11 protein-coding genes and 2 tRNA genes are annotated in these 11,126 nt (G+C 40.5%); 5 read left to right on the plus strand and 8 right to left on the minus strand.

Features of this window, described 5'->3' with window-relative positions:
• Window positions 1-130: 130 nt before the first annotated feature.
• Together AAEZ00_RS09525 and AAEZ00_RS09530 are read right to left on the minus strand one after the other, a co-directional pair.
• Window positions 131-784 carry a DUF2987 domain-containing protein gene (locus tag AAEZ00_RS09525; protein ID WP_124014156.1) on the minus strand — a complete coding sequence of 218 codons (654 nt, stop codon included), beginning with the start codon at window positions 782-784 and terminating at the stop codon, window positions 131-133.
• Window positions 777-1,595 carry a glucosaminidase domain-containing protein gene (locus tag AAEZ00_RS09530; RefSeq protein WP_101031408.1) on the minus strand — a complete coding sequence of 273 codons (819 nt, stop codon included), beginning with the start codon at window positions 1,593-1,595 and terminating at the stop codon, window positions 777-779. The genes AAEZ00_RS09525 and AAEZ00_RS09530 overlap by 8 nt, the downstream gene beginning before the upstream one ends.
• Window positions 1,596-1,863: 268 nt before the next feature.
• On the opposite strand from AAEZ00_RS09530, the gene yvcK reads away from it, so the two are divergent.
• Complete coding sequence (gene yvcK, locus AAEZ00_RS09535) at window positions 1,864-2,826, plus strand: uridine diphosphate-N-acetylglucosamine-binding protein YvcK (RefSeq protein ID WP_233768517.1); 963 nt, start codon at window positions 1,864-1,866, stop codon at window positions 2,824-2,826.
• A 203-nt stretch (window positions 2,827-3,029) separates the two neighbouring features.
• Here yvcK and AAEZ00_RS09540 read toward each other — a convergent pair whose 3' ends face one another.
• The 5 genes from AAEZ00_RS09540 to thrS all read right to left on the minus strand — a co-directional run bounded on the left by AAEZ00_RS09540 (window position 3,030) and on the right by thrS (window position 7,852).
• Window positions 3,030-4,223 carry an amino acid aminotransferase gene (locus AAEZ00_RS09540; RefSeq protein ID WP_351088604.1) on the minus strand — a complete coding sequence of 398 codons (1,194 nt, stop codon included), beginning with the start codon at window positions 4,221-4,223 and terminating at the stop codon, window positions 3,030-3,032.
• A gap of 504 nt (window positions 4,224-4,727) precedes the next feature.
• Window positions 4,728-5,084: a 50S ribosomal protein L20 gene (gene rplT, locus AAEZ00_RS09545; protein ID WP_101031404.1), complete on the minus strand. Its 357-nt coding sequence runs from the start codon at window positions 5,082-5,084 to the stop codon at window positions 4,728-4,730.
• A 16-nt stretch (window positions 5,085-5,100) separates the two neighbouring features.
• The gene (gene rpmI / locus AAEZ00_RS09550; RefSeq protein WP_011496149.1) at window positions 5,101-5,295 is read right to left on the minus strand and encodes a 50S ribosomal protein L35; all 195 of its coding nucleotides are present in this window, start codon (window positions 5,293-5,295) and stop codon (window positions 5,101-5,103) included.
• Window positions 5,296-5,377: 82 nt separating this feature from the next.
• Window positions 5,378-5,920, minus strand: a complete 543-nt coding sequence (gene infC, locus AAEZ00_RS09555; RefSeq protein WP_101031402.1) for a translation initiation factor IF-3 — start codon at window positions 5,918-5,920, stop codon at window positions 5,378-5,380.
• 3 nt (window positions 5,921-5,923) lie between these two features.
• On the minus strand, window positions 5,924-7,852 hold the full coding sequence (gene thrS, locus AAEZ00_RS09560; RefSeq protein ID WP_101031400.1) for a threonine--tRNA ligase: 1,929 nt from the start codon (window positions 7,850-7,852) through the stop codon (window positions 5,924-5,926).
• A 507-nt stretch (window positions 7,853-8,359) separates the two neighbouring features.
• On the opposite strand from thrS, the gene AAEZ00_RS09565 reads away from it, so the two are divergent.
• Window positions 8,360-8,560 (plus strand): CPXCG motif-containing cysteine-rich protein, encoded by a 201-nt coding sequence (locus AAEZ00_RS09565; protein WP_101031398.1) that lies wholly within the window; start codon window positions 8,360-8,362, stop codon window positions 8,558-8,560.
• A gap of 67 nt (window positions 8,561-8,627) precedes the next feature.
• Here the strand turns inward: AAEZ00_RS09565 and AAEZ00_RS09570 are convergent, their stop codons facing one another.
• A complete protein-coding gene (locus AAEZ00_RS09570; protein ID WP_351088605.1) occupies window positions 8,628-9,242 on the minus strand; it encodes a riboflavin synthase subunit alpha in 615 nt (204 codons plus the stop codon).
• Between the two features lie 30 nt (window positions 9,243-9,272).
• Here AAEZ00_RS09570 and AAEZ00_RS09575 point away from each other — a divergent pair, with 30 nt between their 5' ends.
• The 3 genes from AAEZ00_RS09575 to AAEZ00_RS09585 all read left to right on the plus strand — a co-directional run bounded on the left by AAEZ00_RS09575 (window position 9,273) and on the right by AAEZ00_RS09585 (window position 11,125).
• Window positions 9,273-10,634 (plus strand): MATE family efflux transporter, encoded by a 1,362-nt coding sequence (locus AAEZ00_RS09575; protein WP_101031394.1) that lies wholly within the window; start codon window positions 9,273-9,275, stop codon window positions 10,632-10,634.
• A 292-nt stretch (window positions 10,635-10,926) separates the two neighbouring features.
• Window positions 10,927-11,003, plus strand: a tRNA-Val gene (locus AAEZ00_RS09580).
• 48 nt (window positions 11,004-11,051) lie between these two features.
• Window positions 11,052-11,125 (plus strand) — tRNA-Val (locus AAEZ00_RS09585).
• The last annotated feature ends 1 nt before the right edge of the window (window position 11,126 follow it).

The following is an 11,126-nucleotide window of genomic DNA, read 5'->3' on the forward strand; positions in this document are numbered from 1 at the left end:
CATTCACCTGTTAACAGATAAACTAAAGGCGTTGATATCAACGCCTTTATTATTACATCAATTGGTTTTACAAAAACGTTTAGCCTAATTATTCGAGTAGAACTTATCTAGCTCGAATGACAGTCCGACATTATTTCATGACGAATGGACTGACGACAGTGGGTTGCTGATTAAATGAAAGATGTTGCAGTTGATTGATTTTGGCCTGTGTCAGTGTGTATTTCTGATCCACTGTCGATTCTACACCGTCAATGGTTGCCATAATGATAGTGCCGTTATTGTGTTGGTTGGCAAACTCAAATGTCAGTCCACTAATCGGTTTACGAAAATACTTCATCGGAAAACCTTGTAATCCATCAAGCAGCTTATTCATATCGCCGGTTAGTGCTAACAGTTCCGTTTGAGTGAAATTTAGCTTGGTTTCTTTAGCGCGAACCTGCATGGCAATGGCACATTGTTCTGCATCACCGGTCACATTGATATTGACCAAACCTCGGTCAGATTTCAACTGCGGATCGTAGGGAATAAATAAGCGCTGTTGCGCATTATACGGTAGTGGGAACTGCTCTTTTTCGGTAGTGATACTACCTGACACTATGGTGCAATCTGATGTGATCGGTACACTAAAGGCTACCTCAACCAATGGATAGTTTTGCTTATTCACTTGCTTTAATCGATCGTAAAAGCCTTTGTACTCTAATGAAACAGTTTCAGCAACACTGCTACTAACCATAAAAATAGACGATATAAAAATAAATCCGATCACTAGCGTGCGATTAAGCATTAGCTTTGTTCCCTTGTAAATATGGCTTATTGTGTTTAAGCATGTCGAGTAGATCATCAATGTACTCGTCCTTTCGTTCTGAATAATTAATTAAGCCATAAACCAATTTCTCGGCGGTCAGCTTAATTTTTTGCGCCCGTAAATCAGCGCGAATAGAACGAAATAAACGATACGCAGAATTAGTGTTTAAATTAATCATGTAGGCAATAATTGACTCTTTGGGTGAATCAAATACAGCCACCTCATGGCTTTTGCCGTCCGCCCTCGCTAATGGCACTAAACCACAGCCCTCGGTAAAACACCACTGGCCAAAAAAATTAAACCCGTCGATTGCAAAACGTGAACTGCCCCAACCGCTTTCGTTGGCAGCTTGTACTAACACCATATCAACTGGAATGATATCGACGCGCTTTAATAAGGGCGTTAAGGTATTGCGCGTAAATGATTTAACATCATATTGATAATATTCAAGAATTGAATTCAACCTCTCATTATCAGATCCACTTAAGCCTAAATCATTATCGATTTTATCAATAACAGCCAATATGAATTGACGGTCGTGAATAATAATTTGATTTTGAGCTTCAACCGAAGGCCGCAAGTAATCAAAGAACGTTTGCTTTTTAGTGACTACATCATCTATTTCAGCAAACAACGGTACTTCACCTAGATCAACTTCATTAAGTTGATGAGTTCCAGATGTGACTGATTCTTGAGTCGTATTAGGAATGATAAAGAGTCTTATCGCCAACAATGCAACAACGGCTAAGCCTAATGCAAATGTTACTTTACCTATATTGCCTATCTTCAATAGTACCTGCCTTATCAAAAATTCATTTTCAACTTACTAATCTCGTTAATTATAACCTTAATGACCGATAGGATACAGTAAAGCGCTTTTGTGGATGGGGTGCTTATCGGCTTTGGGTCCCGATTGTGACCAATATAGGCAGCAAAACGGAAAAATAATTACACTTTAATGACCATATACAGTTAACATTGATTGAACGTGATAACTGGGCAGTCTTTATCGACTGCATATCGTCTTATTCAACAACTCAAGGACTTGAGAACAGATTATGTTGGATCAAAAACTCAATAATTATCATCATGTGGTAGCCATAGGTGGCGGGCATGGATTAGGCCGTATTCTTGCCGCTTTATCTTTTTTAGGCCCAAGATTAACAGGGATTGTTGCAACCACTGATAATGGTGGATCTACCGGTCGGCTGAGGCAGGATCAACAAACTATAGCGTGGGGAGATTTACGTAATTGTCTTTCCCATCTGGCCCTAAGGCCATCGTTAGGTTCGATGTTATTCGATCATCGTTTCACGGGTGATAATGAACTTTCTGGGCATAATTTAGGTAATCTGGTTTTACACGCACTCGATCAACTTTGTGTAAGACCGCTTGAAGCGGTAAATTTAATTCGTGGCTTACTTAAAATTGAGACGCAAATTATTCCGATGTCTGAAGCTTCAACTCATCTTGTTGCACTTACGCATTGTGGCAACAAAGTCTTTGGCGAACTTAATGTCGACGGCATGAAAGAAGCGCCGATTGCATTATCATTAGAGCCTGAAGTCGAAGCAACATCAGAGGCGTGCTATGCACTCGCTGAAGCCGATTTAATTATCATCGGCCCTGGCAGTTTTTTAACCAGTATACTGCCACCGTTATTGATCCCTCAGCTAACCAAGAGTATTCGAGACTCTCAAGCGCATGTTATTTTAGTGGATAATTTAACGCCCGAATATTCACCAGCAAGCACCTTTAGCATCGAAGATAAAATTGCTTGGTTCAACCAGCTTATAGGCAAGGAAGTCATCGCCGATGTTATTCAGCATGGCAATAAGATTGAGCTCGCTTGCTCCGAAGTGAATGGGGTTCGTTTTAATCATTTTCCGTTAGTAAGCCAGCATCATCCTGGTTTACACGATAAACTAGCGTTAGCTGAGGCCATTAGCCAAGTGTGTGGATCATACCAATCAAATAGTAAAGCCATTGATTTGACTAAAATACTTTCAGCTACTGCATAGAATGTATCTGTTAGTGCTGCCAAAATAGAGTATTGACTAGAGAATGATCCTGCTAAGTATTGCTATGGGGTCAAACTGGATTTGAATCGATATCTAATTCGAATAACCGACTCGAACTCGCATTCACCAATGACAACAAGATTATGGTGCACAGATAATAGAAAAGGCTGCATAGTGCAGCCTTTTTTAATCTGTCACTAATGTTAAATCACTTGTGCAATCGCTTTACACACAGCGGGCATATTGTTTTTCGTTAAACCTGCAACGCTAATACGACCAGAACCGACAATATAAATAGCGAATTCATCTTTTAAACGGGCAACTTGGCTTTTATTTAAACCTGAAAAACTGAACATGCCATTTTGACGCGAAATAAAACTAAAATCCTGTTTTACGCCTTCAGCTTTGAGACTTTCAACAAATAAGCTGCGCATGTCTGCAATACGTTCACGCATTAGAGTCAGCTCGGCTTCCCATTCTTGGCGCAGTGCCTTATCAGATAAAATAGTGCTAACAATCAACCCACCGTGTGCCGGAGGATTAGAGTAATTGGCACGAATATTTTTTTTGATTTGGCTAAAGCTTCTAACAGCATCATCTTGATTTTCTGCAACGATAGTGACAGCACCAATACGTTCGTTATACAAACCAAAGTTTTTAGAAAATGAGTTAGCAATTAATAGCTCTGGCACCACAGAAGCAACAGCGCGCAGACCTTGGGCGTCTTCTTCAATACCAGCACCAAACCCTTGGTAAGCAAAATCAAATAACGGTAGCAAAGATTTTTCTACACAAATGTTCGCGACTTGCTTCCATTGTTCAATCGATAAGTCGATACCGGTTGGGTTATGACAGCAACCATGAAGTAATATCACATCTCCCGCATTGGCATTCGCTAAATCAGCCAACATGGCGTCGAAATCCATGTCATGAGTTTCAGCCTTGTAGTAACGGTATTCTTTAACCGTTAAGCCTGCGGTTTCAAAAATATTCCTATGATTAGCCCAAGTAGGATTACTGACCCAAATTGTTGTTGAGCGTGTATTGCGGACCAGAAATTCTGAAGCCACGCGTAATGAACCTGTACCACCGGGTGCTTGTGCTGTAACGGCACGTTTATTTGCAATAATATTATTCTGAGGACCAAACAATAAATCTTGAACAACTTGATTGTAAGCTTGTACACCTTCAATACCGAGATAATTCTTGGTCTTTTCGGTTTCAAGTAAAATGGCTTCAGCTTTTTTTACAGAAGATAATATAGGCGTTTGCCCTGCTTCATCTTTATAAATACCTACCCCTAAGTTGACTTTATGAGGGCGAGCATCTGCTTTAAATGCATCCGTTAAGCCTAAAATGGGGTCTGCTGGAGCAAGCGTGACTTGAGAGAAGATCATTACAACTATCCTAAGTGAAGTGAATGGAGAACATATATTTAGTTATACCACTGTATGCCAGCGGTGAGTAGTGAGACTTTTAATAGTTGATACAAAGTTTATTAAAAGTTAAACATTCCTCAAATTTAGGTACATTATAATGCTAATTCCATTAAATATGTGGTCATTTTCACTTTTTATACTGCTAACGAACTTTAACTTGCGATAGTAAATAAACATAAAATAGCCCTTTGTCGGGCTAACCACATTGGATCCATTGACAATATTGCAGTGTTTGACGAGTAGAGGTGTCTGATTAATAAATGACAAGTTTGGGATATAAATAGATCGAAGTATGCTCAATGGTATTGTTCTATCAACTCTCTTGTCTGTAGTTGGGATTATCTCTAAACGTAGCAGGGGTGAAATGGTAAGCGTTTTGTATGGCAAGAGGCTTCTTACTTTGTAATAGATATAAAAAAAGGAACCCGAAGGCTCCTCTTTTTAAAGCGACCAACTAATTACTTAGTTTAACGCTTCTTTTGCTTTTTCAACTAAAATTGCAAAAACAACTTTGTCGAAAACAGCGATGTCAGCCAAAATCTTACGATCGATTTCAATAGACGCCTTTTTCAAGCCGTTAATGAAACGGCTGTAAGACAGACCATTTTGACGAGACGCTGCATTAATACGCGCAATCCATAACTGACGGAATTGACGTTTTTTCTGACGACGATCACGGTAAGCATATTGACCAGCTTTTGTTACTGCCTGAACAGCAACACGGTAAGTACGGCTACGAGCGCCATAATAACCTTTAGCTAATTTTAAAACTTTCTTGTGACGAGCACGTGCGGTTACACCACGCTTAACTCTTGGCATTTTCTAAACTCCTAAATTAAGCGTATGGTAATTGACGCGCGATTGCTGGAACGTCAGACTTAGCAACTAAACATTTAGCACGTAAGTGACGCTTACGCTTAGTGCTTTTCTTGGTCAAAATGTGACGTAAGTGTGCTTGCTTGCGCTTGAAACCATTAGCGGTTTTCTTAAAACGCTTCGCTACACCCTTGTCTGTTTTCATTTTAGGCATTTCTAAAACTCCGCATTGGGACGTTAATAAACGTAAGGCGAGCAAAAGCCTCAAGAGACTTTTACTACTTTAGGTTGCCCTACTATTTCTTTTTAGGTGCTAGCACCATAATTGCTTGACGACCTTCCATTTTAGGGAAAGATTCGACAACCGCATACGGTTCCAAATCAGCCTTGATACGGTTCAAAAGATCCATACCTAGGTTTTGGTGTGCCATTTCGCGACCACGGAAACGCAGCGTAATTTTCGCTTTGTCCCCATCTTCTAGAAAACGAATCAGGTTGCGTAGTTTTACCTGATAGTCGTTATCATCAGTTCCAGGTCGGAATTTAATTTCCTTAACCTGGACCTGTTTCTGCTTCTTCTTTTGTTCCTTTTGAGCTTTCGCTTTATCAAAAAGGAACTTACCGTAGTCCATGATGCGACAGACAGGAGGCTCAGCATTGGGACTGATCTCGACAAGATCAACTCCGGCTTCATCTGCAACGTTCTGAGCTTCTTTTATACTTAATATACCAATTGGTTCACCATCTAAACCTGATAAACGGACTTCAGGTACACCAGTGATTTCATCATTGATTCTATTAGGGGCCGGCTGTCGCCCTGCTGTTCTTTTGATCTTTATGACCTATTCCTCCAACAATTTGAGACTACGGAGCGAAATCTGTTGACGTATCATCGCGGCGAAATCTTCTAGTTTTAACTTGCCTAAATCGATACCGTCACGTGTACGCACCGCTACTTCCTTATTTTCCATTTCTTGATCACCAACGACCAATAAATAAGGCACACGTCTTAGAGTGTGTTCGCGTATCTTAAAGCCTATTTTCTCATTCCTCAAGTCAAAAGATGTCCGAATACCCTGTTCTTTGAAGAATTTAACGATTTCTTCAACATAAACAGCTTGTTTATCGGTAATATTCATTACAACCACTTGCGTTGGAGCAAGCCATGTTGGAAATTTACCCGCGTATTCTTCTATCAAGATACCTATGAAACGTTCTAAAGAACCTAAAATAGCACGATGGATCATTACTGGCGTCTGGCGACTGTTGTCTTCTGCGACATAAGTCGCGCCTAAACGATTCGGTAATGCATAATCGAGTTGTACTGTACCACATTGCCATGCACGATCTAAACAGTCATGCAAAGTAAATTCGATTTTTGGGCCATAAAACGCACCTTCACCGGGTAATATTTCAAATTCAATATTATTATTGGCAAGTGCTTGCTTTAATGCCTCTTCAGCGCGGTCCCACATGTCATCGTCGCCAATACGTTTTTCAGGGCGCGTTGACAGTTTAACCTCGATGTTGTCGAAACCAAATGTCGCGTATGTGTCATATACCATTTGGATACATGCACTCACTTCTTGTTGAACTTGATCATCAGTACAAAAAACATGAGCGTCGTCTTGGGTAAAACCACGTACGCGCATTAAACCGTGAAGTGAACCTGATGGTTCGTTACGATGACAACAACCAAATTCAGCCATACGTAATGGCAAGTCTCGATAAGATTTTAACCCTTGGTTAAAAATCTGTACATGTCCTGGGCAGTTCATTGGCTTAATAGCGTATTCACGGTTTTCGCTGTTAGTAGTGAACATGGCATCTGCGTATTTATCCCAGTGGCCAGAACGTTCCCACAATGCACGATCCATCATCAGTGGGCCTTTCACTTCTTGATAAGTGTATTGACCTAGCTTTTGGCGAATGAACTTCTCAAGCTCCAAAAATATGCTCCAACCATCGTTATGCCAAAACACCATTCCAGGTGCTTCTTCTTGCATGTGGTACAAATCTAATTGCTTACCAATTTTACGATGGTCACGCTTAGCGGCTTCTTCTAAGCGCACTAAATGGGTTTTCAACGCTTTTTTATCTGCCCAAGCAGTACCATATATACGTTGTAGCATTTTGTTATCTGAGTTACCACGCCAGTATGCACCAGCAACACTCATCAATTTAAAATGCTGACAAAAACGCATGTTAGGTACATGCGGTCCACGACACATATCAATGTATTCTTCGTGGTTATACAGCGCAGGTGTTGCGTCTTTACTGATGTTTTCATCAAGAATGGCAACTTTATATTCTTCGCCACGAGCACTAAATGCATCGTGAGCCTGTTGCCAAGACACAACTTCTTTAACCACATCGTAGTTAGTTTTTGCTAAATCAAGCATGCGCTTTTCTAAGGCTTCGATATCCTCATGCGTCAGCTTATGATCTAAATCGATGTCGTAATAAAATCCGTTATCGATTACAGGGCCAATCGCCATTTTGGTTTCAGGCCACATTTGTTTGATCGCGTGACCTAATAAATGGGCACAAGAATGGCGGAGAATTTCAACACCCTCTTCGTTTTTAGCCGTAATGATAGCTAACTCTGAATCTGCAGTGATTAAGTCTGTTGCATCTTTTAGCTCACCATTTACTCGGCCAGCAATACACGCTTTAGCTAAACCAGGGCCGATGTCTAATGCAACATCAAGAGTCGATACAGGATTGGCAAACTCACGTTTGCTGCCATCAGGCAATGTAATAATAGGCATGAAAATTCCTTGTCCAGTGGTGACCCACACGTAGGGCCACATGGTAATTAAGTATGTTCTTTTTGAACGAGTGACACGCTAATGAAATCAAGACAGTACAGGAGTCTTAGTTACCCAAAAACGCAGGTCTCTATTCTATGTGATAAGCGGATTATGGCGCAACCATGACGGGATGAATAACAGGTATAAATGGTGTTTTTTGCTAAATTAAATGAAAAGAAGCTGGCTAATGTTATTAGCGATTATTTAACAAGTGCAATCTCGATTGAGTCCCTGCGCCGTAGTCACTGTTTATCCAATGTGGCGATTTAATTACCGATTTAATTACCAGTGAATTATATTGACAGCATTAATATCTGATTATAAACAATATTATCAAATAAAATGTCATTAGTTTTTATCTTGAATGAATATTATTTTGATTTGATAGAATCATTCATAGGAATGATCCAAAATGCCAAATGCTCACTATACTTATTAATAACGAGTCAGTGAGGAGTATTAGTTATGAGACTGCTTTCGCGCGCCATTTGTTGCCCCCATTGCGGGCATAATCAATATGTCACTTTAGATGCCAGTTCAGGAGATCAAGAATATTATGACGACTGTCGTATTTGTTGTAATCCAATCCACATTCGGATGCATCTAGATGATAATCGTAGAAAAATAGAACTTCATATCGATTCAGACGATGAACAAATTTATTAATCCATAGCACTTGCCTGCTTAATCTGCGAAGCAAGCAAGTTATGGCACTTTATGATGGGCGGCTTATTTACGCAAGTTGCTTATTAGCCAAAATGCGCTCAACGGTATCAACGATAACCTGCGTTTGACTGTCAATTTCGATATTAATCTTACTGCCAACGGTGTAATCGTCCAAATTGGTCAGCTTTAACGTTTCAGGAATTAAATGCAGCATAAATCCATTGTCAGTGAGCTTACCAACCGTTAAGCTACAGCCGTTAATTCCAACAAAGCCTTTATAAAATATGTAGTTCATCCACTGCGGATCAACTTGCAGTTCTATATTATAGTGCTCGTCGGTGTGACTCACGGCTTTTACTGTGGCCAGAGTATGCACATGACCGGATAAAATATGCCCACCGATTTCGGACCCAAACGTTAACGAACGTTCAATGTTTATCCTATCACCGACATTGGTATTACCTAGGTTAGTTACGGCTAATGTCTCTTCCATTACATCGAAAAAAACCTTATCATTTAGTATCTTGGTAGCAGTAAGGCAAACACCATTATTGGCTACGCTAGCACCTGTTACTAATCCTTGTGTTAACTCTGGCGTCATAGCGATTTCAAAGGTTTTAAGACCTGTAGCATTGTTAATTGAGACCACCTCACAAGTGGCTTGAACTATACCAGTAAACATATTTTATCTCGTTCCGTTATAGGTTTTTTAATGAATAATACAGGGTTTCAAATTTCACGCTTGATAAAATTAGCGCTGCCGGTACTGATTGCACAAGTGACTCAGACCATGATGGGCTTTATTGACACCGTTATGGCTGGCCGCGTCAGCGCAGTAGATATGGCTGCAGTTGCTGTGGGCACCAGTCTTTGGTTACCTGCAATCTTATTTGTTCAAGGTTTACTCATGTCTTTTACGCCAGTATTTGCACAATATCATGGTGCAAATAATCAGCAAGCCATTCCCGCGATACTGTTTCAGGCTGGATATATTGCCATAATTGGTGGTATTGGTGTGATGTTCTTTCTCACATCTTCTACTTATTTACTCGAACTAATGAATTTAGAACCCAAGCTGCATGCGTTAACGGTTGGTTATATTGATGCTATTTTATGGGGCGCTCCGGCCTTCGTGTTGTATCAAGTACTGCGCGGTTGCAGTGAGGGTATTTCTTATACTATGCCAACGATGGTGATTGGCTTTATTGGATTAGCCGTCAATATACCCGCCAATTACGTGTTTATTTATGGTGGTTTTGGTATTCCAGCAATGGGCGGTGCGGGTTGTGGTGTAGCTACAGCGCTTGTGTTTTGGGCTATGTTAGCCGCCATGATCATTTACATGTTAGTCGATAAAACCTTTAAAGAGCTGGAACCGTTTAAACAGTTTTATCGTCCGCACTTAGCTAACATGTGGGCGATGACAAAGCTGGGGATGCCAATTGCAATGGCATTATTTTTTGAAGTCAGCCTATTTGCCGTCATCGCGTTATTTTTAGCACCTCTTGGCGCCAATGTTGTGGCAAGTCATCAAATAGCCCTTAACTTCTCTTCAATCATATTTATGCTGCCATTATCTATTGGTATTGCGGTGTCTATTCGTATTGGCTATTACCTTGGTCGCGGTCAACCTGAGATATCAGCGCTTGTCGCTAAAGTTGGATTAGGTTTGTCTTTAGTCTTGGCCGTGTTTACCGCCCTACTGACGGTGACCTTTAGGCATGAGATCGCATTACTCTATAATGATAATCCTGAAGTGGTTACCTTAGCGGGTAGCTTGATGATGCTTGCTGCATTTTATCAAATATCCGACTCCATCCAAGTTGTCGCCGCAGGAGCGCTAAGAGGCTATAAAGACACTCGAAGTGCGTTTTACATTACCTTGTTTTCGTATTGGTGTATTGGCATGACCATAGGTTATGTGTTGGGATATACTGACATTGTTCGACCTGCCATGGGCGCTCATGGATTTTGGATTGGGTTAATTGCAGGATTAACATCGGCGGCAATTTTATTTGCAATAAGATTAAAGTACATTCAAAAGAAAGGTTTGGTATTTAGTCAGATAGGCTAAATTATGAAAATTACCAAGGTTAACCATTTAACATTGCTTAACCTTGAAGCAAGTTGCACAGCAAATCACCATTTAGATATAAAAATGGTTTTTTTGCTTGCAAGCTATAGGCTATCCCACTTACTATAGCATCCACTTTGAAGCGAGATGTTTTAAAGTTTTTGATTTTATTAAAAATAAGTAATACACCCGTAGCTCAGCTGGTAAAAAGAGTAGCACTACCCTCTTTTTGTAACCGCGGCGGTAGGGATTGGTGGTTCAATACACCAAAACATACAAAGCAAGACATTATACACCCGTAGCTCAGCTGGTTAGAGCACTACCTTGACATGGTAGGGGTCGGTGGTTCGAGTCCACTCGGGTGTACCACTCTCTTCAAAGAGTCTAAACATTGGAATTTTAATAAATGTAAACAATACACCCGTAGCTCAGCTGGTTAGAGCACTACCTTGACATGGTAGGGGTCGGTGGTTCGAGTCCACTCGGGTGTAC

Origin of the sequence: Shewanella sp. S1-49-MNA-CIBAN-0167, from assembly GCF_040310145.1 — a bacterium.
Taxonomy (GTDB): domain Bacteria; phylum Pseudomonadota; class Gammaproteobacteria; order Enterobacterales; family Shewanellaceae; genus Shewanella; species Shewanella psychromarinicola.